At 57.4% G+C, this 24,995-nt stretch carries 27 protein-coding genes; 13 read left to right on the forward strand and 14 right to left on the reverse strand.

Features of this window, described 5'->3' with window-relative positions; genetic code table 11:
• Window positions 1-9 precede the first annotated feature (9 nt).
• The 6 genes from LSG25_RS09285 to hydA all read left to right on the forward strand — a co-directional run bounded on the left by LSG25_RS09285 (window position 10) and on the right by hydA (window position 6,859).
• Window positions 10-627 (forward strand): bifunctional 4-hydroxy-2-oxoglutarate aldolase/2-dehydro-3-deoxy-phosphogluconate aldolase, encoded by a 618-nt coding sequence (locus tag LSG25_RS09285; protein ID WP_232744371.1) that lies wholly within the window; start codon window positions 10-12, stop codon window positions 625-627.
• 1,011 nt (window positions 628-1,638) lie between these two features.
• On the forward strand, window positions 1,639-2,946 hold the full coding sequence (locus LSG25_RS09290; RefSeq protein WP_232744372.1) for an MFS transporter: 1,308 nt from the start codon (window positions 1,639-1,641) through the stop codon (window positions 2,944-2,946).
• An 88-nt stretch (window positions 2,947-3,034) separates the two neighbouring features.
• Window positions 3,035-3,793 (forward strand): aspartate/glutamate racemase family protein, encoded by a 759-nt coding sequence (locus tag LSG25_RS09295; RefSeq protein ID WP_232744373.1) that lies wholly within the window; start codon window positions 3,035-3,037, stop codon window positions 3,791-3,793.
• Between the two features lie 165 nt (window positions 3,794-3,958).
• The gene (locus LSG25_RS09300; protein WP_232744374.1) at window positions 3,959-4,690 is read left to right on the forward strand and encodes a GntR family transcriptional regulator; all 732 of its coding nucleotides are present in this window, start codon (window positions 3,959-3,961) and stop codon (window positions 4,688-4,690) included.
• Between the two features lie 21 nt (window positions 4,691-4,711).
• Entirely contained in the window at window positions 4,712-5,440 is a 729-nt protein-coding gene (locus tag LSG25_RS09305; protein WP_232744375.1) for an aspartate/glutamate racemase family protein, read from the forward strand.
• A gap of 15 nt (window positions 5,441-5,455) precedes the next feature.
• On the forward strand, window positions 5,456-6,859 hold the full coding sequence (gene hydA / locus LSG25_RS09310) for a dihydropyrimidinase (RefSeq protein ID WP_232744376.1): 1,404 nt from the start codon (window positions 5,456-5,458) through the stop codon (window positions 6,857-6,859).
• 82 nt (window positions 6,860-6,941) lie between these two features.
• On the opposite strand, the gene LSG25_RS09315 is transcribed toward hydA, so the two are convergent.
• From LSG25_RS09315 to LSG25_RS09350, 8 genes are all read right to left on the reverse strand, one after another.
• Window positions 6,942-7,910, reverse strand: a complete 969-nt coding sequence (locus LSG25_RS09315) for a D-glycerate dehydrogenase (protein ID WP_232744377.1) — start codon at window positions 7,908-7,910, stop codon at window positions 6,942-6,944.
• Window positions 7,907-8,851 carry a sugar kinase gene (locus tag LSG25_RS09320; protein WP_232744378.1) on the reverse strand — a complete coding sequence of 315 codons (945 nt, stop codon included), beginning with the start codon at window positions 8,849-8,851 and terminating at the stop codon, window positions 7,907-7,909. The genes LSG25_RS09315 and LSG25_RS09320 overlap by 4 nt, the downstream gene beginning before the upstream one ends.
• Window positions 8,848-9,624, reverse strand: coding sequence for a sugar phosphate isomerase/epimerase (locus tag LSG25_RS09325; protein WP_232744379.1), 777 nt, complete (start codon window positions 9,622-9,624; stop codon window positions 8,848-8,850). The genes LSG25_RS09320 and LSG25_RS09325 overlap by 4 nt, the downstream gene beginning before the upstream one ends.
• 264 nt (window positions 9,625-9,888) lie before the next feature.
• Window positions 9,889-10,689: an amino acid ABC transporter ATP-binding protein gene (locus tag LSG25_RS09330; RefSeq protein WP_305072073.1), complete on the reverse strand. Its 801-nt coding sequence runs from the start codon at window positions 10,687-10,689 to the stop codon at window positions 9,889-9,891.
• Between the two features lie 18 nt (window positions 10,690-10,707).
• Window positions 10,708-11,514, reverse strand: coding sequence for a transporter substrate-binding domain-containing protein (locus LSG25_RS09335; RefSeq protein WP_232744380.1), 807 nt, complete (start codon window positions 11,512-11,514; stop codon window positions 10,708-10,710).
• Between the two features lie 61 nt (window positions 11,515-11,575).
• Window positions 11,576-12,229 carry an amino acid ABC transporter permease gene (locus LSG25_RS09340; protein WP_232744381.1) on the reverse strand — a complete coding sequence of 218 codons (654 nt, stop codon included), beginning with the start codon at window positions 12,227-12,229 and terminating at the stop codon, window positions 11,576-11,578.
• Complete coding sequence (locus tag LSG25_RS09345; protein ID WP_232744382.1) at window positions 12,229-12,900, reverse strand: amino acid ABC transporter permease; 672 nt, start codon at window positions 12,898-12,900, stop codon at window positions 12,229-12,231. Before LSG25_RS09345 ends, LSG25_RS09340 begins: the two co-directional genes overlap by 1 nt.
• A 255-nt stretch (window positions 12,901-13,155) precedes the next feature.
• Window positions 13,156-14,184, reverse strand: coding sequence for a LacI family DNA-binding transcriptional regulator (locus tag LSG25_RS09350; RefSeq protein ID WP_232744383.1), 1,029 nt, complete (start codon window positions 14,182-14,184; stop codon window positions 13,156-13,158).
• 162 nt (window positions 14,185-14,346) lie between these two features.
• On the opposite strand from LSG25_RS09350, the gene zwf reads away from it, so the two are divergent.
• The 5 genes from zwf to LSG25_RS09375 all read left to right on the forward strand — a co-directional run bounded on the left by zwf (window position 14,347) and on the right by LSG25_RS09375 (window position 19,453).
• Complete coding sequence (gene zwf / locus LSG25_RS09355; RefSeq protein ID WP_232744384.1) at window positions 14,347-15,807, forward strand: glucose-6-phosphate dehydrogenase; 1,461 nt, start codon at window positions 14,347-14,349, stop codon at window positions 15,805-15,807.
• Complete coding sequence (gene pgl, locus LSG25_RS09360) at window positions 15,804-16,484, forward strand: 6-phosphogluconolactonase (RefSeq protein ID WP_232744385.1); 681 nt, start codon at window positions 15,804-15,806, stop codon at window positions 16,482-16,484. The genes zwf and pgl overlap by 4 nt, the downstream gene beginning before the upstream one ends.
• Window positions 16,485-16,523: 39 nt before the next feature.
• Complete coding sequence (gene hexR / locus LSG25_RS09365; RefSeq protein ID WP_232744386.1) at window positions 16,524-17,357, forward strand: transcriptional regulator HexR; 834 nt, start codon at window positions 16,524-16,526, stop codon at window positions 17,355-17,357.
• 130 nt (window positions 17,358-17,487) lie between these two features.
• Window positions 17,488-18,537 carry an adenosine deaminase gene (locus LSG25_RS09370; protein ID WP_232744387.1) on the forward strand — a complete coding sequence of 350 codons (1,050 nt, stop codon included), beginning with the start codon at window positions 17,488-17,490 and terminating at the stop codon, window positions 18,535-18,537.
• A gap of 52 nt (window positions 18,538-18,589) precedes the next feature.
• On the forward strand, window positions 18,590-19,453 hold the full coding sequence (locus tag LSG25_RS09375) for an esterase family protein (RefSeq protein ID WP_232744388.1): 864 nt from the start codon (window positions 18,590-18,592) through the stop codon (window positions 19,451-19,453).
• On the opposite strand, the gene LSG25_RS09380 is transcribed toward LSG25_RS09375, so the two are convergent.
• The 6 genes from LSG25_RS09380 to LSG25_RS09405 form a co-directional block, all read right to left on the reverse strand.
• Window positions 19,440-19,886: a hypothetical protein gene (locus LSG25_RS09380; protein ID WP_232744389.1), complete on the reverse strand. Its 447-nt coding sequence runs from the start codon at window positions 19,884-19,886 to the stop codon at window positions 19,440-19,442. The genes LSG25_RS09375 and LSG25_RS09380 overlap by 14 nt on opposite strands.
• 239 nt (window positions 19,887-20,125) lie before the next feature.
• On the reverse strand, window positions 20,126-20,335 hold the full coding sequence (locus LSG25_RS09385; RefSeq protein ID WP_013741470.1) for a cold-shock protein: 210 nt from the start codon (window positions 20,333-20,335) through the stop codon (window positions 20,126-20,128).
• Window positions 20,336-20,574: 239 nt separating this feature from the next.
• A complete protein-coding gene (locus LSG25_RS09390) occupies window positions 20,575-21,150 on the reverse strand; it encodes a hypothetical protein (RefSeq protein ID WP_232744390.1) in 576 nt (191 codons plus the stop codon).
• On the reverse strand, window positions 21,147-21,767 hold the full coding sequence (locus LSG25_RS09395) for an SCO family protein (RefSeq protein ID WP_232744391.1): 621 nt from the start codon (window positions 21,765-21,767) through the stop codon (window positions 21,147-21,149). Before LSG25_RS09395 ends, LSG25_RS09390 begins: the two co-directional genes overlap by 4 nt.
• Window positions 21,739-23,229, reverse strand: a complete 1,491-nt coding sequence (locus LSG25_RS09400; RefSeq protein ID WP_232744392.1) for a cbb3-type cytochrome c oxidase subunit I — start codon at window positions 23,227-23,229, stop codon at window positions 21,739-21,741. The genes LSG25_RS09395 and LSG25_RS09400 overlap by 29 nt, the downstream gene beginning before the upstream one ends.
• Window positions 23,226-23,759, reverse strand: a complete 534-nt coding sequence (locus LSG25_RS09405; RefSeq protein WP_232744393.1) for a hypothetical protein — start codon at window positions 23,757-23,759, stop codon at window positions 23,226-23,228. The genes LSG25_RS09400 and LSG25_RS09405 overlap by 4 nt, the downstream gene beginning before the upstream one ends.
• Before the next feature lie 167 nt (window positions 23,760-23,926).
• Between LSG25_RS09405 and LSG25_RS09410 the strand changes: the two genes are divergently transcribed.
• Both LSG25_RS09410 and LSG25_RS09415 read left to right on the forward strand, forming a co-directional pair.
• Window positions 23,927-24,478: a DNA-3-methyladenine glycosylase gene (locus tag LSG25_RS09410; protein WP_255696721.1), complete on the forward strand. Its 552-nt coding sequence runs from the start codon at window positions 23,927-23,929 to the stop codon at window positions 24,476-24,478.
• Window positions 24,479-24,588: 110 nt separating this feature from the next.
• The gene (locus LSG25_RS09415) at window positions 24,589-24,993 is read left to right on the forward strand and encodes an Hsp20/alpha crystallin family protein (RefSeq protein WP_232744395.1); all 405 of its coding nucleotides are present in this window, start codon (window positions 24,589-24,591) and stop codon (window positions 24,991-24,993) included.
• Window positions 24,994-24,995: the final 2 nt, after the last annotated feature.

Here is a 24,995-nt window from a genome sequence, read left to right on the forward strand (position 1 = left end):
GGACCACTTATGAATGCCATTGAATTGCTCCAGCAAAGCCCTGTCATGCCAGTCATCGTCATCAAGGATCTCGATACGGCCATCCCCCTGGCTCGCGCCCTGGTGGCCGGCGGCGTGCGCAGCCTCGAAATCACCCTGCGCTCCAGCGTCGCGCTCGAGGCCATACGATTGATTGCCGATGCCGTACCCGACGCGCTGGTGGGCGTCGGTACGATACGCAACACCAGGCAATTCGAGGCGGCGGTCAGCGCCGGTGCGAAGTTTGCCGTCAGCCCGGGCCTGACCCGCGACATCGCCAAAGCGGCCCGCGACTCGGGCCTGCCGTTTTTGCCGGGTATTGCGACTCCTTCCGAGTCCATGTTTGCGGCGGACGAGGGGTTCATCGTGCAAAAGCTGTTCCCGGCCGAGGCAATTGGTGGCGTGGCTTTGCTGAAAGCCTTGTATGGTCCCCTGCCGGATATCCGGTTTTGTCCCACCGGCGGCATCAACGCCGGCAACGCGAAGAGCTATCTCGCCTTGCCCAATGTCGAATGCGTGGGCGGATCATGGCTCACGCCGGAATCGGCGATCGCCAACGGACAATGGGACCTTATCACGCGACTCGCCAAAGAAGCCTGCCTGCTTTAATACCCAGGGCCTTTTTGGTCGAAATATTTACGGCATTCTTTGATGGATGGGTATTGGTATTTAAAGACGCCGTCTATCGGGGCTTGGGGTCAGGGCCGGCACGGCGTGCTTGATCCGGATCTACCTCGTCCAGGCGGGCGTCGGGCCAAACTCGCTACGCCGCTGGCGCGGCTACGCTCAAACATGGCCCGCCGAAAGCCCCCGCCTTCCCTACGGTAGCATCCGGCGCACGCCTTACGCCGGTCCTGACCCCTAGCCCCGATAGACGGCTCACGTTACGGCCTGCCTAGAATGATTGCCTAGAACGGTGTGCCTGGAAGGATAGACGGCGTGTGGAGACGGCATGCCTGGCATCAATGTGCTTGCACCCACCGTTAATGGGCCTGCACCCATAGAACCATTAACGCGCCCGCACTCATGCCTCTATCGCGTGGCCACTACACCACGCTGCGCCGAACCCTGGATTTACTAAGCGCCCGACGCCTCAACGTAGCCTGTGATTGGCTCAACGCGGCTTCCCCAATGTATACCTCGATGCATTACCTCAACGCAAGCCGCAGGGTGGGCGGTGCTGTGTAGTCCGGCGGTAGTCCAGCGCCGGGGGCTGACGAAGGGAAGGCGGGGGCCTTCGGCGGGCCCTGTTTGAACGGAGCCGCGCCAGCGGCGTAGTGAGTTGGCCCGACGCCCGCCTGGACGAGGCAGACCCGGGTAGTCGGCTAGCGTAGCTAGCCGACCGCTGGACGTGCCGGACTGCACAGCACCGCCCACCCTGCGGCGTCTTTATAGAATTAACCGCCGCCTACACAGCAAACACAGCAACGCACAGCCCAAAGCCCATCAAAAAATTGTCCACAATAAATTATTAATAGTTGACAATCAATATATTTAATGTGGACAATAAAGCCATCCGATAAACAATATCTCGAAAAGAAGCTAAATAATCGGAATGATATTTATCTTCATGAAATCATTTCACCAAGATAAATAAAACATAACTATTGGAGACAATCAATGGAAGCTCGACTCAAAGATAGCGTTGGCTCGATCGCCATCGCACCGACTCGCGTGCGTTGGAAAATATTCTTTTTAATGCTCTTTCTGGTGACCATCAATTACGTCGACCGGGCTTCCATATCGGTCGCCATGCCGTTGATAGGCAAAGAATTCAATATTGGCCCCGCGGTACAAGGCCTGCTGCTGAGCTCCTTTTTCTGGACTTATGCCTTCATGCAAATCCCCGGGGGCATGCTTGCCGACAAATACGGGCCGCGCGGAGTGATTGCCGCCGCAACGTTCTTCTGGGGCTTTTTCCAGGCAGTCGCCGCTGTATCGACCGGCTGGGTGGTCCTGCTTCTGACGCGGCTCGGCCTGGGCGCATCCGAAGCGCCGATCTATCCGGCCGGCGGCAAGCTCAATGCCATCTGGATGACACAGAATGAACGCGGGCGCGGCGCTACGCTGCTCGATGGCGGCGCCCCGCTGGGATCCGCCCTGGGCGCCATCCTGATCTCATTCCTGATTGCCATCTTTCAGTCATGGCGCGTGGCTTTTGTCATTGCCGGCGTGGGCACCATGATCGCCGGGGTATGGGCGTGGTACTACATCCGCAATAATCCGCGCCAGCATCCTGGTGTCAATGACAGCGAAGCCCATCACATCGAAGCCAGCCACACGCAAGAACAAGCTTCGGAACCGCAAGTCGTCAGTGGCCGCATGCTGGATTTTTTAAAATATCGCTCAGTATGGGGCATGTTTTTCGGCTGGATGTTTTTCAACACGCTGTTCTACGGCCTGTTGACCTGGATACCCAGCTATCTGTCCGAAGTGCGGGGCCTGAACATCAAGCAAATGGGCGGTGCCGTGTTCATTATGTTCTTCGCGGGATTCATCGGCGAACTGGTTGGCGGATGGCTCGCGGACAAATGGAGGGCCGCCGGCGCCTCCCAGGCCAAAGTGATGCGCACGCTGTGCGGCATCGCGTCTATTCTTGCCACGATCTCGATCTTCAGCGTTTCCCAGATCTCCGACCCTGTCGCCGTGGTTATCATGCTTTCAGCCACCCTGTTTTTCCTGCGCTGGTGCGGCCTGTACTGGTGTATTCCGGCGATTCTTGGTACACGCAATACCGTAGGTTTTCTGGGCGGCGCGATGAACCTGGGAGGCAATATAGCGGGCGTGGGCGTTCCAATTCTGGTGGGCCTGATTGTACAGACGACCGGCTCATTTTTCCTGGCATTCATGGTATTTGCAGCGGCGGGCGCAGGGTTGTTCATTTGCTCCACCATGCTCATCGACTACAGCAAGAAACTGCCTGTCTGAAATCGGCCATGGCCACGCTGTACCGGCAAACAGGTATCGCAAGCCCCGGAACTCCCGGAGTTCGCGATACCGTACAAAGGATAATCCAATGCGCATCCTGCTGATCAACCCCAATACCTCCGAAAGCGTTTCAAATCTGATTGAAGCCGAGGCCCGCCGGGCCGCTTCGGCCTCGACTCACATCGACGTCGTAACGGCGCCATTCGGCGTGGCGTACATCGAAACGCGCTTCGAGTCATTGATAGGCGCGTATGCAGCCGCCAACCTGGCTGCCGAGCACGCAGGCGACTATGACGCGCTCGTGATCGCCGCCTTTGGAGATCCGGGTTTATGGGGTATCCGAGAAGCGGTCGACATCCCTGTAATGGGGCTTACGGAAGCCGCACTCATGAGCGCCTGCATGCTGGGCAATCGCTTTTCGATCATCGCCATTTCGCACCGGATCACGGCCTGGTACCGGGAATGCGTCCAAGCCAATGGACTGGCCGGCAGGCTGGCCAGCATACGTTGTCTGCAACAGCCCTTGCGGGATATAGGCACGGTGCAGGCTGATCACGAGGCTCGGTTGCGCGAGCTGTGCCTGCAAGCGATCGAGGAAGACGGAGCCGACGTACTGGTGCTGGCCGGCGCTCCTTTGGCAGGTCTCGCGCGCACCATACGAAATGATATTCCCGTGCCCTTGGTAGAAGGAGTATCCAGTGCGGTACGGCACGCCGAAACACTGATTTCCCTGGCGCCCGGGCTAGCCAATAGGGGTAGTTTTGCACCTCCTCCGCATAAACCCAACCAAGGACTGTCGGCAGCCATGCAAGCATTGCTCGCACACGGCCACCCTCCCGCCGCATAGCCTTGCTTGACAAGGTGTGCAGCAATCGGAGATACACGGCCGTCTGTATATAATCAATCTATCCAGGAAAAATTGTTCACAATCCAGCGCAATGATGTTTACGCAAAATTCCGGACCCTGGACACTCGCCAAGCAACTTGTTTTGAATTATTCAGGAGATGCGGATTGGACAATTCTGCCGCCACAGCAGTGTTTAGTGACTCCAACTCGCCCAAAGAACACGAGATGGAAAACGATGAAATCTATCGGCGCATCCAGATTGCCATTCTTGAGCGCCGGCTCGCCCCCGGCACCAAATTGGCGGAAGAGCGCCTGACCGACGTCACCGGGGCAAGTCGAGCCAGGATACGTCAGGTATTGAGCCGCCTGGCGCACGAAAAGGTGGTTACGCTCATTCCGAATCGCGGCGCATTTATATCCCGCCCGACGGTGCAGGAAGCGCGAGAGCTGTTCACGACCCGGCGCCTGATCGAACCTGGCATGGTCGCCCTGCTTGCACAGCAAAACACCGCGGCCCAGGTGCGCGCGCTGCGCCGGCACGTCGCGCAAGAACAGGAAGCCAGAGACGCCAACGACTTGCGCCGCATCATCAGATTATCCGGAGAGTTCCACATTCATATTGCGGACATGGTCGCAAACAGCATCTTGCCGCGCATAATGCGCGAATTGACCGCCCTGACCTGCCTCATCATCACGCTCTACGACAAACCCAACACTCCGGCTTGCGCGCACCACGAGCATCGCAGCCTGGTTGACCTGATCGAAGCCCACGACAGCGCCGGCGCCCAGCAATGCATGCTGGATCATCTTCTGCACATCGAACAAACCCTGGACCTCGACAGCACCGAACCGGCTCCGCCCGACTTCGACGCCATATTCAAGCGCAATGACATATAGCCTTTTCATCACGAGACAACAATGACCAAACGTATTTTGCTGGGAATGCTGACACCGTCGTCGAATACGGCACTGGAGCCCATCACCAGCGCCATGGTATCGGGCCTGCCCGGGGTATCCGCACACTTCGCGCGCTTTACAGTTACTGAAATTTCCCTGCGCAACCAGGCGCTGGGGCAATTCGACGACAGCAAAATAATGGAAGCCGCCAAGCTGCTGGCCGATGCGAAGGTGGACGTCATCGCATGGAATGGCACATCTTCAGGCTGGCTGGGCTTCGATGCCGACCAACGCCTTTGCCAGCGAATTACCGAAATCACCGGCATTCCGGCCACCACGTCCGTACTGGCCTTGAATGAAATCTTCAAGAAGACTGGCGTGCAGGAATTCGGCCTGGCCACTCCCTATCTTACCGAGGTCCAGGAAAAGATTGTGGAAAACTACCAACGCTCGGGCCTGAACTGCATCGCGGAGCGCCATCTGAACCTGCACGTCAACTTCTCGTTTTCAGAAGTCACCAGCGAACAAATCCGGGCCATGGTCACCCAGATTGCGGCCTCACATCCTCAAGCCATAACTACCTTTTGCACGAATTTGAAAGCCGCCCATTTAGTGCCCGAGCTTGAAGCTCTTGTCGATATTCCCATCTACGACACAATCGCCACCGTCGTATGGAAATCGTTGCGCATCGCGGGATTCGATACGCGCCAGGTAACTGGCTGGGGCCGTCTATTCAGCGACGTCGCATAAAGATAGAAATCAGCCATGAGCACAGACTTTGACTTAATAATCCGCAACGCGGACGTCGCAACGGCCTCGGACCGCTTCCAATGCGACATCGGCATCGTACAGGGCAAGATTACAGCGCTTGGCCTGAACCTGGGCACAGCAGCGGAAACCATCGACGCATCGGGCCTGCTGGTGCTGCCGGGCGGCATAGACGCACATTGCCATTTGGACCAGCCCATGCCGCACGGCTTGCGCATGGCCGACGATTTTTCTTCAGGTACTCGTTCAGCGGCCTGCGGAGGGACAACCACAGTCATTCCTTTTGCGGCCCAAATCAAAGGAAGCTCACTGCAGGCGGCGGTCGACGACTATCACGAGCGGGCTGCAGGCAAGGCGGCTATCGATTACGCATTCCATCTCATCGTCTCCGACCCAACGCCCGAAGTCCTTCAGCACGAGCTGCCCCGCCTGATCGAGGGGGGCTACACTTCATTCAAAATCTACATGACCTACGACGATCTCAAGCTGAGCGATCATGAGATCCTAAAAGTGCTTGATGTCGCCCGTACCCATGACGCCCTGGTCATGATCCACGCCGAAAATTCCGACTGCATCACATGGCTGACCGAGCGCCTGACCGGCCAGGGCCACACTGCCCCGAAGTTCCATGCCAGTTCGCGACCCATGGCGGTTGAGCGCGAAGCCACTCACAGGGCCATCACGTTTTCCGAACTGGCAGGAGTGCCGATTCTTATTGTGCATGTATCGGGCCGCGAAGCCATCGAACAAATACGCTGGGCGCATGGGCGCGGACTGCGCATCCATGCCGAAACCTGTCCGCAATATCTGTTTCTCACTGAACAAGATCTGGATGCTGACGGCTATCAGGGGGCAAAATGCGTTTGCAGCCCCCCGCCCCGCGACAAACAAAACCAGGATGCCGTCTGGAGCGGATTGACTCACAACGTTTTTTCAATATTTTCATCAGACCATGCCGCCTTCCGCTACGATGATTCGCACGGTAAAAAGCCGGGCGGCGAGGAGCAGCCTTTTCAATATATTCCCAATGGGATCCCCGGCCTTGAGACGCGCTTGCCCTTGCTGTTTTCCGGCGGAGTGGCGGCGGGCCGTATCGACATCCATCAATTCGTCGCTCTCACCGCAACCAATCCGGCAAAAATGTATGGACTATATCCACGCAAGGGTTCCATCATGGTCGGCGCCGATGCCGATATCGTCCTTTGGGACACCAAGCGTCGCGTGACCATCGATAACGCAATGTTGCATCATAATGTCGACTACACGCCGTATCAGGGCATGGAAGTTCAAGGCTGGCCCGTCCTCACGCTTTCGCGCGGCAGAGTAGTCAGCCGGGACTCTTCCCTAGTCGGCGATATGTACGGCGGCGAGTTCTTGCCTTGCGGCAAGCCCATGATCTGAAAGTATCGGCGCAATCCTTGCCTGGCATGGTGCGCCGCTACGACGATGAACGTTCAGGGCAATCGAAAGCCGCCGGACAGGTTTATAGAAAAGCCGCCAGCGGCTCCTTGCCGTCCAGGGCCAGCAACAGATTGCTGGTGGCCATCTCGGCCATGGCATAACGGGTTTCGTGCGTAGCCGAACCGATATGCGGCAAGGCCAGCACTTTTGGATGCGTGCGCAAAGGCGAATCGAAAGGCAGGGGCTCGGTGTCGAAAACATCCAGGCCGGCCGCACGCAAAGAGCCTGTGTCAAGCGCCTCCAGAAGCGCCCGCTCCTGGACTATCGGACCGCGCGCGCCGTTGATCAGGATGGCTCCTGGCTTCATGGCGGAGAATTCGCCAGGGCCTATCATTCCCCGCGTCTGTTCGTTCAAGGGCAGCACTACCACGACAAAATCGGAGGCTTCAAGCAATTCGGAAAGCGCGGCGGCTCGTACGCGCCCCGCCGGCAAAGACGAAAAAACGGGCGTCCGGGTGTGATAGAGCACCCGCATATTGAACCCCAGCGCGGCCCGCTGCGCCAATGCCTGGCCAATCCGGCCAAAACCCAGAATGCCCAGGGTCTTGCCATGCACATCCCAGCCAAACAGATCCGGCCCGATATTCTTTTTCCAATCTCCACGCCGCACGTACTGCGCCAGTTCGGCAATACGCCGGCTGGTACCCAGCACCAGCGCAAACAGCATATCAGCCGTGGTTTCGGTCAAGACATTCGGCGTATGGCACAGGCGAATACCGCGTGCGCGCAGCTCTGGCAAAGGATAATTGTCCACGCCCACCGAAATGCTTGAAATGACTTCCAGCACTGGCGCCGATGCCAGCAAATCCGCGCCAATACGATAGCTGGAGCCGATCAGTCCCTGAGCCGAAGGCAGAGCATGGCGAAAGGCTTCGACCTGTTCCTGCTGTCGCGGGTTGGCAACGACAACGTCGTGATGCCGCTGGATCCTGGCCAGCTGATCGGCGGGCAACTCCCGGAATACCAGCACCCGCTTGCGTGGCAGGCTCATAGGGTCGCCTGCTCCAGTTCGGCTCGCGAAGGCAAACCTTCGGTGTCCCCCAGCACCTGCACGGCGCGCGCGCCGATCCAGGCGCCGCGCCTGACCGCGCTTTGCATATCGCGGCCTTCCAGCAAGGCGCTGATCACGCCTACCGCAAAGCCGTCGCCCGCTCCCACTGTGTCGACCACCTTCTCAACCGGAAAGCCCGGCACAAAACCCTGGCCATCCGGACCGTCGAAATAGGCGCCGTCGGGGCCGAGCTTCACCACCACCCGTTCCACGCCGTGGGTTCGATAAAAATGCGCCACGGCTTGCGGCGTATCGCAGCCCGTCAGCAGGCGTCCTTCTTCGATTCCAGGCAATACCCAGTGCGCGCCGAACGCCAGCTCATTGATGGATGCACGCATGCGTTCGGTGGAAGACCATAATGTAGGACGAAGATTGGGATCGAAAGATATCGTGCGGCCTGCGGCGCGCATAAGCGCCATGGTCTTGCGGCTGACTTCGAAACAATTGCCCGACACCGCGGGGAAAACACCGGTCGAATGCAAATGGCGAGCCCCGCACAGCCAAGCCTCGTCGATATCTTCTGGCTGCATCTGGCTTGCGGCCGAACCTTTGCGATGGTATTCGACCGGAGGGTCGCTGCCATCGGAAACCCGGCCTTTGAATTGCAAAGCGGTCCGCTGTTGCGGATCGCACACCACATGCGAGCAATCGATACCCTCACGCTGCATTTCCGCCAGCAGATAGCGCCCCATTGTGTCGGCTCCCAATCGGCTCGCCCAGCCGACCCTGAGCCCCAAACGCGCCAGGCCGATAGCCACATTGGTTTCCGCTCCCGCCGTGCGCTTGTAAAAAGCCTGCGCATTTTCGATGGGGCCAGGCTGATCGGCGATCAGCATCATCATGGCTTCGCCAAACGTTACGATGTCCAGTGGCGGGTTCATTGCCGATCTCCTTCCAGCTTGCGCAAATTCTGTATGGCCATGCGTGTTTCGCCCAGCAGGTCGTCGCCGAACAAGGGATACTCGATCGCCCGCGGCACGTTTACCGGCAGGGCATTGAAAACAGCGCGCCACGGCGCCACAGAGTCGGCCAGCGCCACGGCCACCCAGCGGCCGGGTTGCCGCTGCACACCCTTGCAATGCACATACTGCACCCGTGCAGCGAACAGCTCCGCGGCCTGCAACGGGCTTTCACCCAGCCAATGCCAATTGCCCATGTCGAAAGTCATGTCCAAGGCAAGGCCGGCACGATCCGCCGCGTCGAAAAAGCGCCGCAAGGCCGATACGCTGCCAGCCGATACCGTCTGATCGTTTTCAATCAATAGCTTGACCGCGCCTTGCCCCAGGCGATCGCCCAGCTCGCTCAGCGATGCCTGAGACCCCGTGTTGAAACCGCCAATGGACATTTTCAGCACAGGGGCCTTCAGGATGGCGGCGGCGGCCAGGCCCTGTTCGAGAGCTGGGCGATTCAATACCCCCGCTTCATCCCACAGGCCGTCGGGGCTCGAGTACACGCAGCCAAGCCCCGTGTCATGCAAAATGCCGGCCAGTTCATGCAGTTCCCGTTCGGGATCGACCAGCAATTCGCCCCGCACCTCGGCCCCATCGGCACCCGCCGAATGACACAGTTTGATAAACCATGCTTGTCCGTGGCGCCGTACTTCGGCCGCGCCGAACGACGATAAGGAAATAATGACGTGTGTGGAAAAGCTCATCGTAAAACAGACTCCGCTCGAGACCTGAGCTCCAAGGAACGCTCGCGAAAAAGCCGCGAGAAATTTTTGTAAAAACCGCGTGATGGCCGTGCGTGAAAACGGCGCTACCCAGGATCGAAACCAGCAAGGCGGCGTCCGGCGAGCCGAAGACGCAGTGGCCCAACAAAATCAATGCATATTCATGTCATGGCGATTCTGCCGATTCGGCACAAGGTCATCCGTAGGAAAGGCCCTTGTGATCCCTCGTCGATCCACCAATAAATATCAATGCTGGGAACTCAGTATCTGCCCCAGGAAACTGCGCGTTTTTTCGTGTTGTGGATTACCGAAAAATTCGGCGGGCGGAGCCTGCTCGATAATTTTCCCATCGGCCATGAAAATGACCCGATCCGCAACGCTGCGCGCAAACCCCATTTCATGCGTCACGCACAACATGGTCATACCATCCTCGGCCAGGCCTATCATGGTGTCGAGCACTTCCTTGACCATTTCCGGATCCAGGGCCGAAGTCGGCTCGTCGAACAGCATGATCTTGGGAGTCATGCACAAGGCACGCGCAATCGCCACCCTCTGCTGCTGTCCACCCGACAACTGGCTGGGATATTTTTTGGCCTGATCGGCAATGCGAACCCGCGTCAGGTATTTCATGGCCGTGGCCTCGGCCGCCTGCTTGTCAGCGTTGCGGGAACGCATAGGGGCCAGCATGCAGTTCTGCAACACTGTCATGTGCGGAAAAAGATTGAACTGCTGGAATACCATCCCGACTTCCTGCCGCACCGCGTCGACGTTGCGCGCATTGGCGGTCAGATCGATACCGTCGACCACGACACGGCCTTTCTGCACCTTTTCGAGACCGTTGATGCAACGGATCATGGTTGATTTTCCCGAACCCGAAGGCCCGCAAATCACAATGCGCTCTCCTGTCTTGACCGTCAAATCGACATCGGTCAAAACCTGGAAGCTGCCATACCATTTGTTGACTGCCTCGACTTCGATAATCGTCCCGCCTTGACCGGCGGGACGATTCGAACCGTCGACAGCAACAGAAGCCTGTCTATCAGTCATAGTGAAACCGCCGTTGAATTACGAAGCTTTCAATGGAGGCAAGTCAACACCCAGCCATTTCTTGTACAGTTTGCTCAACTCGCCGTTGGCGATGTTCTTCTCGACAAAAGCATTGACCGCTTTCAAGGTATTGGGCTCGCCCGGGCGCATCGCAACAGCCATTTCCTGCTGCAACAGCACGAACTTGTTTTCATACCGGTTCGGTACGCGTTTGGCAATTTGCGCGGCCACCGTGGTGGAGCAGCCAATGGCGTCGACCTGCCCCGACAGCAGAGCCTGCATGGCCGATGCGTCGTCGTCGAAACGGCGAATATTCGCGGATTTCGGGGCCACCTTGGTCACCGCGATATCTTGGGTACTGGCACGCGCAACGCCTATGCGCAAACCCGCCAGGTCATCGGCCGTTTTGATTTTGGCATCTTTACCGCCAAATACCACGATCTGGGCCGCGGAATACGGTTTGGAGAACTGTACTTGCTTGGCGCGCTCAGGAGTAATGGCCAGCGAGGCAACCAGCAGATCCACTTTGTTGGTCAAGAGAAACGGAATCCGGTTCGGGCCGGTCACCGGCACGATTTTCAGTTTGACGCCCAAATCCTTGGCCAGCAGTCTGGCCACATCGGCATCGTAGCCGTCGGGCTTGTTTTCGGTGTTCATGATGCCATAGGGCGGAAAATCGACCAGCATGCCAATCGTCAGCTCACCCTTCTGCTTGACCTGATCGATGGTTTCCGCACTGGCCGCCGTCGCGCCCAGAGCCAGCACGCCCAAGCCCGCCAGCACTGTCGCACCAATGAGTGTGCGAATTTCTTTGCCTAAAAACATATCTCGTCTCCAAGAATTAAAAACTTAAACGCCAGTTAAACAACAATCGGACCCTGGCGGCCTAACGCGTCAATGCCGCGGCAAGCCGTCGCTCCATATACGCGGCCAGCAAGGACAAAGGCCAGCACAACAAGAAATAAATAACCGCCACAACCGAGAAGACCAGCATGGGTTCGAAGGTCGCGTTATTGATGATCTGCCCCGCCCTGGTCAATTCGGTAAAACCGATAATGGCCGCCAGCGACGTGCCTTTGACGATTTGCACCAGATAACCCACGGTCGGCGGAATCGCAATTTTCATGGCTTGCGGCAGCACGACATCGCGCATTTTCCAGCGATAGGACAGCCCCAGGGCCTCGGCCGCTTCCCACTGGCCGCGGGGTATCGCATCGATACAGCCACGCCAGATCTCGCCCAGAAAAGCCCCGCTATTGAGGGTCAGAGCGATACCGGCCGCCAGCCACGGATTGACTTCCAGGCCGAGCACCGGGAATCCGAAAAAGATGAGGAACAATTGCAGCAGCAAGGGAGTGCCGCGGAACAACTGGATAAATCCGATGGCAAGGCCCCGTATCGCCGCGTGCTCCGAGGTTCTCGACAAGGCAATGATCAGGCCGACAATGCCGCCGCCCACGAAAGCCATGAGCGACAGCCCGATCGTCCATCTGGCCGCCTCGAGAATAAACAGGAACTCCGAATAACCAAAAGTACGCATTATCGACGGTCCGGATAGTTGAGGCCCCACTGGAAGACCAGGCGAAACGCATATGAAAATATCATGGTCAGCACAAGATAGATCGCTGTGATGACGATATAGATTTCAAAGCTGCGAAAAGTCTCCGACTGCAAATTGGCGGCAACCGAAGTCAGATCATCGGCGGAAATCACCGACACCACACTGGAGGCCAGCATCAGCAAAATGAACTGGCTGGTGAGCGCGGGATAGATGGCGCGCAATGCGGGCTTGAGCACCACAAACCGGAAAATCTCGTAGCGCGATAAATTCAGCGCCAGCCCCGCTTCGATCTGCCCCTTGGGAATGGATTCGATCCCGGCCCGGACGATTTCAGTTGCGTAGGCCCCCAGATTGACGACCATGGCCACCAGGGCCGCCGTATGCGCCGACCACCGTACCCCGGTTGCGGGCAAGGCAAAATAGAAGAAAAACAGCTGCACCAGAAAAGGCGTGTTGCGTATCAATTCAATGTACGCATTGATCAGCCAGCGCAGCAGCTTCGGGCCGGATGTCTTGCCCCATGCGCACAGTATGGCCACGAGCAGCCCGAACAGCATGGCCAAAAAGGACAGCTGGATTGTCATCCAGGTGCCCCTGAGCAGCAGTGGCCATGCCTCGAAGACAGGGCCAAATTGAAAGGAATAATTCACTTTTTTAGTACCCAAGGTATGGCTTCGACGACAAATGCTCGCGCACCTCGCGAATATACCCACACAAAACCAGTTATGGCCAGAAGAATCAGAAACCTTGCTCGAGCCACGAATGAGCCGACTATGAAAGAGGCGGCAATTTAGTTATGAAACCGGTTTCAGACGTTTGTGAAAGTTTAATAAAAGCAGGAAAAAAATCGAATCAGTATTTACCCTAATATGACAGGGGTAAAAATAGTCGGGTACCACAAACCGTCAGCGGCGCGTGATGCTCGACGAGCCCCGGATATGCAGCGCTCCGGGCAAGAGTATTTTTCGCGGCGCCTCGTCCCGCCCCTTAAGGCGCTCGATCAGGCATTCGGCAGCCATGCGTCCCAGATCGTCGGTAGGTTGCGACACCGTGCTGATCCCCGGGCCCACATAAGGCGCCCATTCGGTTTCATCGATGCCAATCAGGCCCACGTCGGAGCCCAGCTTCCAGCCCAAACGAGCCACAGCGGCAATCAAACGCAGGGTAACGACGGCATTGCTGGAAATCAGCGCCGGCCGCCGGTCATGCGCGCGCGCACGCAAGGCCAATAATGCGGCATCCAGATCTGCGCCGTCGCCGGCGCTTTCAACGCATTGGCCCGACACCTCCGGGCCGCCATCCCGAATAAACGACTGGAATGCCATCGAGCGTTCGATGCGCGAGCTTACTTTCCCCAAGGGTTCGGTCACAAGCAACAGCTCGCCATAGCCCGCGTCCTGCAAATGTTGCGCGCTCACACGTATGGCCTGATCGTTGTCCAGGGAAACAAAATCGACATCCAGGCCGGCATGCAGGCGATCGACCAATACCACCGGCTTACCCTGTCGGGCAGTTTCAACGACCGCCCCCGCGTCATGCCCCATCGTGTTCAGGATGAAGCCTTCGACCTGATACGAAGACAAGGCCTGGATTCCCGCGCTCTCGCGCTCGCTTTCATTACCCAGATTGAACAGCATGACCAGGTAGCCCGCGGCCCGGCAGGCTTTTTCGGCACCGCGCAACACAGCCACCGAATAGGGATTGGTGATATCGGCAACCACCAGCCCAATCAGACGGGAGCGGCCGCGCTTGAGTGCCTGCGCCATTGGGCTGGGCGAGTAGCCCAGCTGGTTTATCGCCGCTTCAACCCTTTTGGCAATGTCCAGCGACAGCAAGGCATCGCGATGATTCAGGAATCGCGACACGGTAGCCTTGGATACTCCCGCCTGGCGGGCAACATCGGCGATCGTCGCACGGACTGCGCTTTTAATCATGATGGTGGGAAAAGGGAATGGCCAAAAAAAGTGTCTTTGCGTGCTGTCTGGGCCGTATTGTAGCCAGCCCCGCGGCAAACCCGGCTTTACATCTGATAATACATGTAGCCTAATTACATCTTCACTTCAAGTATCTTGAAACTGCATGACAGGAAAATGAGCATGGCCAGCACGCCCGCCTTCGACATGATATTTTTTGGTGGCACCGGCGACCTCACCTTGCGCAAGCTGTTGCCTGCGCTCTATAGCGCCCACAAAGCAGGGGCTTTGCATCACGATGGCCGGATTTTCGCATTGGGCCGCCAAGCCCTGGAACAGGACGGCTATCTGGCCCTGCTGAATGAGCGCGTCAAACCCAGGCTTGGAGCCGAATTCGACAGCGGGATCTGGGCCAGCTTCATCAAGCGTATCCACTTCCTCATGCTTGAAGCCGACAAAGCCGGCGATTACGTCAATCTGGCAGAAGCGCTGGGCCGGGCCGGCGAGCGCACAACAGTGTGCTACCTGGCCACCGCCCCTCACCTGTTTACCAATATATGCCGACAATTGGCCGCAGCCGGACTCAACCACCCCGGCGTGCGCGTCGTGCTCGAAAAGCCCCTGGGCCATGACCTGGAATCCTCCAATGCCATCAATGCCGCCGTGGGCCAGTGCTTCACCGAAAACCAGATTTACCGCATCGACCATTATCTGGGCAAGGAATCGGTACAGAACCTGATGGCCATCCGGTTTGGCAACGCCTTGTTCGAGCCACTGTGGCGCCGCGAATGGATAGACAATGTACAGATAACCATCGCCGAGGAACTGGGAGTCGAAGAGCGCGGCGAGTTCTACGATCGTACAGGCGCCCTGCGCGACATGCTGCAAAGCCACTTGCTGCAATTGCTGTGCATCGTCGCCATGGAGCCTCCCGCAAGCCTGGCCGAAGACGCCGTTCGCGACGAGAAACTCAAGGTGCTGAAGGCGCTGAAACCCTTCACGCCCGAAGACATCCTCGCCAAAACGGTCCGTGGGCAATACCGCAGCGGGGCCATCAACGGCATGCCGGTTGTCGCCTACCGCGATGAACATAAAGTCGACCCGCATAGCAATACCGAAACCTTCGTGGCCCTTCAGGCTGAAATCGCCAATTGGCGCTGGGCCGGCGTGCCATTTTTTTTACGCACAGGCAAGCGCATGCAGGAACGCATCGCGGAAATCGTCATCAATTTCCGCGATGTGCCGCATGCGGTCTTTCCCATGCCTGTAGATCTGCACTCGGCCAATCGCCTGGTCATACATCTGCAGCCCAAAGAAAGCATACGCCTGTACTTTCTCGCCAAAGAACCCGGCGACGCCATGAACTTGCAGTCCACTTATCTGAACCTGGACTTTCATACCATGTTCAAGGCGCGCTGGGCCGATGCTTACGAACGGCTGCTGCTCGATGTGATACGCGGCCGCCTGGCCCTGTTCATGCGCCGCGACGAACAGGCCCAGGCATGGACCTGGGTCGAGCCCATCATCGATTCCTGGGAGCACAGCACTATCGCGCCCAAAACCTATACCGCCGGCAGTTGGGGGCCGCCCGCTTCGAGCGGCCTGCTCTCGCGAGCCGGGGTCGTCTGGCACGAAGAAACATGATGAGCTGGCACGCCTACGAGCAGGACGAACCCTGCATCGCCGCCTTGACACACGCCGTGGCCGGCACTTTGCAACAGTCCATCGACCTCTGCGGCACAGCAAGGCTTGCGGTGTCGGGAGGACGTTCGCCCATCCCCTTCTTCGCCAGGCTCAGCCACGCCGATCTGGATTGGCCGAAAATAACGATCACCCTGGTCGATGAACGCTTCGTGACACCCGGCGACCCGGACAGCAACGAGAACCTGGTACGCAGCCATCTACTCGTCAACCGCGCCCGACAGGCCCGATTCCAGGGTCTGCTTAGCGATCCGGGCAATATCGAAAGCTGCCTGGAGCAGGCTAATCGCCAGACAGAAACCATCACCCTCGCCGTCCTGGGCATGGGCGAAAACGGCCATACCGCGTCGCTGTTTCCGCTGGCCCCGGAATTGACGCAGGCCCTGGATCCCGGACAGACACGAAATTATGTGCGCATTACCCCCACAGACGCGCCGCATACACGCATCAGCATGACCCTGGCGGCCTTGCTGCGCGCGCAGAGCCGCATCCTGTTCATATCCGGGCCGCTCAAGCGGCAAGTCATGGAACGGGCGGCGCAGCGCGCCACGCCTGCGCTGCCCATCAGCTTTTTATTGACAAGCCCCGACGCGCCCATCGATGTCTACTGGCACCCCTGAAAAGCCCCGGCAAAATCATATGTCAGATCACGCAAACCCATGCTAGCGCAAATCGAACAGCAACTTGCCGGCTTAAGCGAAGCAGAACGAAAAGTGGCGCAACTCGTTCTTGCGCAGCCAAACGATATCGTCAAGTCATCGGTCGGAGAAGTCGCCAGGCTCGCCCGGGTCAGCCAGCCGACAGTCATCCGGTTTTGCCGATCCATGGGTTGCGGCGGATGGCCTGATTTCAAAATCAGGCTGGCCGCCAGCCTGATGGTCGGAGTGCCGTATGTACATTCGTCCGTCCGCGCCGAAGATCCCACATCAATGCTGGCGGCCAAGGTATTCGACAATGCCGTATCGGCGTTGCTGCGGGCGCGCAATGAGATCAACACCGATTCCGTCGATGCCGCCATCACCTTGCTGCTGGCCGCGCGCCGCATCGAATTCTATGGATTGGGGAACTCCGGCATTGTCGCGGCCGATGCCCAGCACAAGTTCTTCCGCTACGACGTCGCCACCGTGGCCTATGCCGATACCCATACTCAATTAATGGCCGCCTCGCTGCTGGGGCCCAGCGATGTTTTAGTCGCCATATCCCATTCAGGGCGCACCAAGGAACTGCTCGAGGCAGTACGCCTGGCCAGGAAAAACGGCTGCCCGGTCATTGCCATCACGGCCTCGCATTCACCGCTCGCGGAACTTGCCTCGGTACTGCTGCGCGCCGATACCCTGGAAGACACCGAAGTCTATAGCCCCATGATTTCCCGGCTGGTGCACTTGACGCTTGTCGACCTGCTTGCCCTGGGCCTGGCCTTGCGGCGCGGCACCGATATCAGCCTGCTGCTGGAAAAAACCAAAGAAAGCCTGAGGAGCCGCAGGCAGGTCTAAACCCGGCGCATCCATCCGGCCAAGGGAAAGCCTGACGGCACATGCGGCCAAGACCACCAGGCAGGCCGACTCCGTGAGCAAGCGCGGTTTTCCTATAATGCCTCTTTCGACCCCAAATCATCGCCCAGACATGCCCCCACCAGCATCCCGCCACGCCATCGACCTGAACGCCTTTATCCAAGGCCTGCCCAAGGCCGAGCTGCATCTTCATATCGAAGGCACGCTGGAACCCGAGTTGATCTTCAAACTGGCAAAGCGCAATCAGATTGCCCTGCCCTACGACTCGGTCGAAACGCTGCGCGCCGCCTATGCCTTTACCGACCTGCAGTCTTTTCTGGATCTGTATTACGCGGGCGCCGGCGTACTCATATCCGAGCAGGACTTCTACGACATGACGATGGCGTATCTGCAGCGTGCCCACACTGACGGCGTCGTGCATGCGGAGCTCATGTTCGATCCGCAAACCCATACGGCGCGCGGCATCCCGATCGAAACAGTATTTTCCGGCATTGCCCGGGCCTTGCGGGAAATGCGTGCAAGCACCGGCATGAGCAGCTATCTGCTGCTGAGTTTCCTGCGTCACTTATCCGAGCAGGAAGCCTTCGAAACGCTGGCCGCCGCGCTACCCGTGCGCGAACAATACGGCGATTTATGGATAGGCATAGGGCTGGACTCGTCCGAACGCGGCAACCCTCCTGAAAAATTCGCCCGCGTCTTTGCCCATTGCAAGGAACTGGGTTTCCGCCTGGTCGCTCATGCCGGCGAAGAAGGCCCCGCGGCGTATGTACGCGATGCCCTTGATTTGCTGCACGTTGAACGCATCGACCACGGCGTGCGCAGCGAAGAGGATCCAGTACTCATGCAGCGCCTTATTGAACAGCAAGTCCCCCTGACGGTTTGTCCTTTATCGAACCTGAAACTGCGCGTTGTGGACAGACTGGCCCGGCATAATCTGGCCCGCCTGCTTCGGCGCGGCGCAATGGTTACCCTCAACTCGGACGACCCGGCCTATTTTGGGGGCTATGTGGCCGGCAACTATCTGGCAAGCGCCCTGGCGCTGGGACTCAGCCGGCAGGAACTGGGCACCCTGGCCGAAAATAGCCTGCGCGCTTCTTTTTTGCCCACCGACCGCAAACAGGATCTGCTCGATACGCTGTACGCCTACTTGAATCAAAGCTGAAGTCTGCCTCACCTTACGGTAAACTGAATAAATTGCCTTACCGGAGACACTCATGCATTTTCGCGGATCCAAAACCTGCCTGGCGTTCGCTCTGGCAGCAATCGTTGCCGGCGCCCAGGCCGGGGAAATCGTCAGCGACAAACTCGACTCCCGGATCCTGGGTCGCAGCCTGCCTTTTACCGTGTATTTACCCGACGGCTATTACGATTCCTTCGATAAATTCCCGGTAATCTACCTTTTACATGGATCCGGTGGAGACGAGCACGTCTGGACCAACTACGCCGGCGCCCGCGAAACCCTGGATGGCCTGATTCGGCGCGGCGAAATAGAGCCGGTCATCGCTGTCATGCCAGCTGGCGAGTCCTCCTGGTGGGTCGACGGCAGTGCCGCAAAGATCCAGACCGCGCTCGCGACTGAATTGATTCCTTATGTGGAGAAACAGTACGAGGCAAAAAGCGATCGCCATCATCGAGCCATCGCCGGCATTTCCATGGGCGGTTTTGGCGCGCTGAACCTGAGCCTGCGTCATCCGGAACTGGTATGCGCGGCTGGACTGCTCAGCCCGGCCGTCCAGGCCAGCCCTCCGGAAAAATCCAGTGCCCGCAGCGGTAGTGGCCAGTTTGAAGAAAACGGCAAATTCAGTCCGTCACTCTGGGCGGCGCAAAGCTACCCCGCATTACTGGCCGGCTACGAGGCAAAAAAACAAATTGTTCCCATGTTTATCAGCAGTGGCGACCATGACAGTGATGTCACCCCTGTCGTGACCGCCAGCCTGTACGAAGCGCTCTATGCCATTCAGCCCAAGCAGGTGGAATTGCGCATCGTGGATGGCGCTCACGAATGGATGACCTTTCGCGACGCCTTGCCCAAAGCGCTGAAATACATAGACCGGCAATGTGGTTTCAGGAAGCCTTGACGCCTGCGTACTTGCCCGTGCCGGTAAAGTTCTGGTCCTGCATTTCTGTCACGCAACGGGAATTGCCGAAAAATACGACTTTTCCGTTTTTGGCGACAATTACGGCCGCATCGGTGGCCGAATATACGGCAGGGTATTCGTAACAGGTATAACCATACGTGTTGCCCGATTTTTCTTTTGGCTGTTCGCCCATCGAATCAAGAATAGGCGCCACAATTTGCCCTACTTCTATGGAATTCAGGATCGACTGCAATTTCTGCTGGCGCGCATCCTCGCCCAAAGCCGTTTTTTTATCGTTCGACGATCCCAGAACGCCACCCAGTGAATTCTTCGCCGCGCTATAGCCGGCCTCGGCCGCCTGGCCGGCCAGCATGGGCGCGCACCCCGTCAATGCACCCGCACTGAGCACCATCGCTATCAGCAGTTTTTGCACAAATTTTCCCTTGATTTCGAATACGCGGCTTGCGCGACGCAACCTTATTTCGTACGAATATCGATCGGGCGGTTCATTCTTCCATCCGAAAAGCCAGTTTGATTAGACCCGCATTACGGCGCATAGCCAAGCACCGAATATTTACAGCATGGTAAATATTGTATCGGCAAACGGAAAGGCCAAATGCAAAAAGCCCACCTTATTCAGGCGGGCTTTTAAACCGCAACTAAGCTATGTATTTAGATAACTTGGATCGATTTGGCTTGAGGGCCTTTTTGGCCTTCGGCCGCTACGTAGGAAACACGCTGGTTTTCTTCGAGCGATTTAAAGCCGGTGCCGATGATGTCGGTGTGGTGAGCGAACAAATCTTTGCCGCCCGATTCAGGCTTGATAAAACCAAAGCCTTTTTCGTTGTTGAACCATTTAACAATACCAGTTTCTGTTTGCATTTTTTTGCAATCCCTAAAAATGACGAGCACTATGCTCTATAAAAAGACTGTCAAGGAGTAGAGATCAGAGCAAAAAAGTACTTTTTTTGGTACTGAATTGTACAAACATCAACGAACTTGAAAATCTAGCAAGGTATAGTAGCACTAAAACAAACCACAGGTCAAGACAAGCATTAGAAGAAACAAATGAAATGTCCGGTTTTGCATGCATAGAATGTGCTTTTATTGCCACATGTCCATTATACGGAACCAAAGCGACCCCAGATAAGCTTGATCGCAATGCCAAGCAATAGCGCGCCGCCGATCCACAGCATGTACTGGCCAAGCCGCTGCTGGTCGTCGAGCAGGTAGTTATTGCACAAACGCCCGGGCCAGATAAGATAGAGCCAACCCAGCCGAAAGAAAGAGGCTGTCAACTCAAGCAGAAACACTCCCCTGACAATGAAACCCATGCGCGGCCAACTGAGTGCCAAGGGCAAGCCTATCAGAAGCGGCACCGACAGATACTTTGCTGCGGCGATGAAAGGCTCGGTTACCGAGGCATCCAGCGCCAGCGGCAACATCCAGAAGGCGCTGATCACGCTTGCGAGCAGCAGCCCGGCGATACCCTGGTAATTGCAGCTGGCGACAATGCTCAGGGCGCGCGCAGGCAGCGCTTGCCGCAGTAGAAGTCCCACACCGATAAGCAATGGGATCTGCAGCAGCATTTGTCCGGTCATGCTGGATTCGAGGATATGCCGCAGCGGCGGTGCCAGCAATACGAGATAGGTCAATGCCGCGATACGGATTGGATGGTGCGGCGAGCGGATAATCATTGCCCCAGGCGCTGCAGCACGGTTCTCCCCGCGAGATTCGGGGCATCTTCGTCGAAAATCTCTACCAGCCTGCCGCCGGGATCGACAAGATGAATAGCGGCATTGTGCGTATAGCCGCCGCTGGACGGATCGGCAATGACGGTAATGCCGAAGGCTCGCTCCAGGTTCCCAAGCCCTTGGGGCTCGACGGGCCGGGCAGCGATCCAGCCCAGCCCCCGGTCACGCGAGCGCTGCATATAAGCCTTGAGTTGCGCAGGAGTGTCATGGATGGGATCGAAACTGATGCTGAGCAGTTGCACTTTGCCTTGCGCCAACGGTTTGGAGAGGAGGTCCTGGAGTTGCGCAAATTCGCTTCCAAGCGCAACGCAGTAGGTGGGGCATCGGGTATAAATGAAATCGACCAGCAGCCATTTGCCACGCAAATCCGCCAGGCTGATGCGTGAGCCCGATTGGAGTTGCAGCTCGACTGGCGGAATCTGGACAGGATGCCGACGCACCGCAAGCCGACGCGCGGTTTCGGTGGTGAATGCCTGAAACTGATCGGTGACTACGCCGAATGCGGCGCCGCCGGCCAGTAACAGGACCAGGCTAGCCAGTAGCGTGCGCAGAATCGCCATTGCCAGGTGACCTCAATAGCCCGACCACAATATGCAGGGCGAACACCAGCATCGCGACAATCAGTAGAATGGCGCCTATCGATCCGAACTGATCATATAACAGCCACTGAGGCAGATGCACGGCATAGCGTCGAGGAGTGCTGATATGGCCCGCTGCGAGGAAGGAAAAGACGAATATCAGGCCGCCCAGGATATACAGCGGGAAGCTCAGTTTGTCGCTGGAACGGGAAGGCGCGTTCTGGCCGATGACGTGGAACATCAGCGCGAGCACCATAGGCAGGACGCCCAGCAGCAGGTAAAAATGAAAATGGCCGGGCACCCACTGAGTGTTGTGCATTAATTTATTGACGCTGATGGTGCCGTCGATAATAGCCGGAACAATGCCCGCGGCCCAGCCGAACATCGACAGGACCAGAAGCCTGGACGGCATATTCCAGCGCATTCCCGAACGATAAATGTTCGCCAGCGCACCGAACACTGTCACGGTAAATACCGGCAATCCCGCACAATAGGAAATGATCTGCCCCATCACCAGCATCCAATGCGGCATGACGTAATCCATCATGAGGTGATGTGGATAGACGATCAGCACCATCACCAAGCTTGCCGCCCAGGACCATAGAAATGGCCTTGATATAGGGTAAGGACGTCCGCTGTAGCGAGGCAGCAATTCGTAGACTGCGATCACGCCCATGTAGATGCTGGCGTTGATGAACATGTGGCCGAACAAATAGGTTAGATTCTTGACCAGCAATGCATTTAGCGCGACCGAGGGAAAATAGATATTGATGAGGCACATGACCAGCACTATGGCGCCGGCGAGGATGCCGATGGAATTGGTAATGGCAACCATGGTGCTGGCCACCACAGTCTTGGGATGCGACTTGTCGATGTCTCCGCTGAATAGCCACTGCAAGCCCAGTGCGCGCCCAAGATTGGAATACATGCGAATGATGGCTCTCATGACATCCAGATAAAACAGCAGGAAGCCCACCCCGATCAGCAGGTAACCAAGCATGAACAACGCGGCCGCATTGCCGCTCCATAGTCCCATCGGATGTTGGGGAAGCGGATACAGGAACGTCCACGCGCCCGCGTATCCACCGATAAAGACGGCCGCCAGCAACGCCACCGCGCCGAGCATGAACAGCACGTAGTTTGCCAGGAATATCGACAGACTGAGCTTCACATATTTGCGCAGGAAAAACCACATTACCGCGCTTGTTGCAAGGCCGATCGTGCCGACCATGCCGGCTCCGTGCGCGGTCATTATCTGGTAGAAGACGTTGGGCAGGACACCGGCCCAATTGCTCTGGGCCATGCGCATGGTCAATCCCAGCAGCATCATCAGCACAAACACCAGCAGCGCCGAGATGGTATACAGGTTAAAGACGATACGTTCGTTGCGCGTCAGGGCTTCATTGGCCGGGTGCAGTGCGCCGGCGGATTGCGATGCATTCATGGCTGGCCTCCCACGACTTCGAATTCCGTCACCATGCCGTGGTGCGCAACGCCGCAATACTCAAGGCACATTACCCGATACTTGCCGGGCTGGGTGAAGGTATAGTGCAGGCGATTGGTGAAACCGGGCATGGCCTGGGTCTGCGTGACGATCAGGTCGTTCGGGCCGTAGATCGCGAAACCGTGGTTGACGTCCAGGCTGGTTACATTGAATTGCACGGGAACCCCGGCCTTGATCTGGTTTTGGCTGAGCGTCCACGACCACTGCCGCCCTACTACATCAACGATTTGCCCTGCGGGCGATGAGGCATTTTGATCGGCGATAGGGAACGGTTTCAGCGTGGCATAGGCCACACCGACCCCCAGCAGAACCAGGGCAAGGAACCACCATCGTCGAATGGTATGGGCAGTTTTCTGCACTTGCGCAGAATCGGCAGGCTTGCCTGCCTGAACGATGATCCAGATAAATACCAACGAGACCAGGCCAATGCCCGTCAGCGTCAACAGCCAGATTTGGTTTTGCAAAATCATGGCGGCTTCCTTCACTTAACACGCGTTAAGAAACAGGAACTAGCGACACATCTTCCTGGCAATCTACTCCCGAACACCTTACCCGTCAATAGCATTGAAAACCGGTATGATTAAGGCCGCAAGAACAAGGCTGCAACACCCTGCCGCCCATGCGCCCCTTACATCCCATGCAAAAATTATCCAGGAACTTTTACAATCGCGACACTTGCCTGGTCGCCAGAGAACTTTTGGGCAAACTGCTCGTGCGCCATGTCCAGGGCGAAGAACGCATAGCCAGAATCGTCGAAGTCGAGGCCTATCTCGGCCCCCACGACCTGGCGGCGCATACCTCGAAAGGCATTACGCCACGCACCCGAGTCATGTATGGACCGCCGGGGCACGTCTATGTATACCTTGTGTATGGCATGCACCACTGCATGAATGTCGTCACGGAAGCCGACGGCACTGGAGCGGCCGTACTGCTTCGGGCACTGGAACCAATACAGAACGTAACTGGCAAAACGAGCGGGCCCGGCCTGTTATGCAAAGCCATGGGTGTCACGCTTCAGGACTACGGGCACGACCTGTGCAGCAAAGATTTTTATATTGCGTCACCCACGCCTGGCAAACCCATGGCCATCGTGGAACGCCCGCGCATTGGCGTGGATTATGCCGGCGAGTGGGCCAGCAAGCCCTTGCGCTTCTATATAGAGGGCAATAAGTTCATTTCAAAAAAATAAACAGGCCGCAGTGGTGCCTTGAGCCATTCTGTGCCTAAAATAAGAAAATGAACCGCCCGCCGTCTGGCGTCGGCGCGTTCAAGAGGCATTGTGCCACGGAGGCATGATTCATGACATTGCGCAATCCAAGCAAATCCATGTGGGCCGACGCGCTCACCATGCTGGAACGGGCCGACCGTCTGCATCGCCGGTTTTTTCAGTTGAGCAGAAGCCGCAACGGCGGTCCGACCTGGGAGCCGCCCGCCGACATTTTCGAAATCGACGACGCCTTGGTGATCCTGATCGCATTGCCCGGGGTCTTGCCCGATAACGTCACCGTATTGATCGACAGCAGTGCCTTAATCGTCGTGGGCGACAGGCTCATGCCGGCCCCCGTCAATGCCATCATTCGCAGCATCGAAATTCCCTACGGTCGTTTTGAACGACGCTTCGATTTACCAGCAGGCCTGTTTGAGATCGAAGAGCAAAACCTGTCAAACGGATGTTTGCGTTTGACCCTGCGCAAACTTGCGTAAAT

It is taken from the genome of Paralcaligenes sp. KSB-10, assembly GCF_021266465.1.
In the GTDB taxonomy this organism is placed as follows: domain Bacteria; phylum Pseudomonadota; class Gammaproteobacteria; order Burkholderiales; family Burkholderiaceae_B.

Coding starts and splice junctions, on each gene's coding strand:
- LSG25_RS09340 (WP_232744381.1), bottom strand. CDS start 12,229: ATGCGTACTTTTGGTTATTCGGAGTTCCTGTTTATTCTCGAGGCGGCC.
- LSG25_RS09415 (WP_232744395.1), top strand. CDS start 24,589: ATGACATTGCGCAATCCAAGCAAATCCATGTGGGCCGACGCGCTCACC.
- LSG25_RS09375 (WP_232744388.1), top strand. CDS start 18,590: ATGCATTTTCGCGGATCCAAAACCTGCCTGGCGTTCGCTCTGGCAGCA.
- LSG25_RS09295 (WP_232744373.1), top strand. CDS start 3,035: ATGCGCATCCTGCTGATCAACCCCAATACCTCCGAAAGCGTTTCAAAT.
- hydA (WP_232744376.1), top strand. CDS start 5,456: ATGAGCACAGACTTTGACTTAATAATCCGCAACGCGGACGTCGCAACG.
- LSG25_RS09350 (WP_232744383.1), bottom strand. CDS start 14,184: ATGATTAAAAGCGCAGTCCGTGCGACGATCGCCGATGTTGCCCGCCAG.
- LSG25_RS09390 (WP_232744390.1), bottom strand. CDS start 21,150: ATGATTATCCGCTCGCCGCACCATCCAATCCGTATCGCGGCATTGACC.
- zwf (WP_232744384.1), top strand. CDS start 14,347: ATGGCCAGCACGCCCGCCTTCGACATGATATTTTTTGGTGGCACCGGC.
- LSG25_RS09410 (WP_255696721.1), top strand. CDS start 23,927: ATGCAAAAATTATCCAGGAACTTTTACAATCGCGACACTTGCCTGGTC.
- LSG25_RS09305 (WP_232744375.1), top strand. CDS start 4,712: ATGACCAAACGTATTTTGCTGGGAATGCTGACACCGTCGTCGAATACG.
- pgl (WP_232744385.1), top strand. CDS start 15,804: ATGATGAGCTGGCACGCCTACGAGCAGGACGAACCCTGCATCGCCGCC.
- LSG25_RS09385 (WP_013741470.1), bottom strand. CDS start 20,335: ATGCAAACAGAAACTGGTATTGTTAAATGGTTCAACAACGAAAAAGGC.
- LSG25_RS09370 (WP_232744387.1), top strand. CDS start 17,488: ATGCCCCCACCAGCATCCCGCCACGCCATCGACCTGAACGCCTTTATC.
- LSG25_RS09405 (WP_232744393.1), bottom strand. CDS start 23,759: ATGATTTTGCAAAACCAAATCTGGCTGTTGACGCTGACGGGCATTGGC.
- LSG25_RS09335 (WP_232744380.1), bottom strand. CDS start 11,514: ATGTTTTTAGGCAAAGAAATTCGCACACTCATTGGTGCGACAGTGCTG.
- LSG25_RS09395 (WP_232744391.1), bottom strand. CDS start 21,767: ATGGCGATTCTGCGCACGCTACTGGCTAGCCTGGTCCTGTTACTGGCC.
- LSG25_RS09315 (WP_232744377.1), bottom strand. CDS start 7,910: ATGAGCCTGCCACGCAAGCGGGTGCTGGTATTCCGGGAGTTGCCCGCC.
- LSG25_RS09325 (WP_232744379.1), bottom strand. CDS start 9,624: ATGAGCTTTTCCACACACGTCATTATTTCCTTATCGTCGTTCGGCGCG.
- LSG25_RS09285 (WP_232744371.1), top strand. CDS start 10: ATGAATGCCATTGAATTGCTCCAGCAAAGCCCTGTCATGCCAGTCATC.
- LSG25_RS09320 (WP_232744378.1), bottom strand. CDS start 8,851: ATGAACCCGCCACTGGACATCGTAACGTTTGGCGAAGCCATGATGATG.
- LSG25_RS09400 (WP_232744392.1), bottom strand. CDS start 23,229: ATGAATGCATCGCAATCCGCCGGCGCACTGCACCCGGCCAATGAAGCC.
- hexR (WP_232744386.1), top strand. CDS start 16,524: ATGCTAGCGCAAATCGAACAGCAACTTGCCGGCTTAAGCGAAGCAGAA.
- LSG25_RS09330 (WP_305072073.1), bottom strand. CDS start 10,689: ATGACTGATAGACAGGCTTCTGTTGCTGTCGACGGTTCGAATCGTCCC.
- LSG25_RS09290 (WP_232744372.1), top strand. CDS start 1,639: ATGGAAGCTCGACTCAAAGATAGCGTTGGCTCGATCGCCATCGCACCG.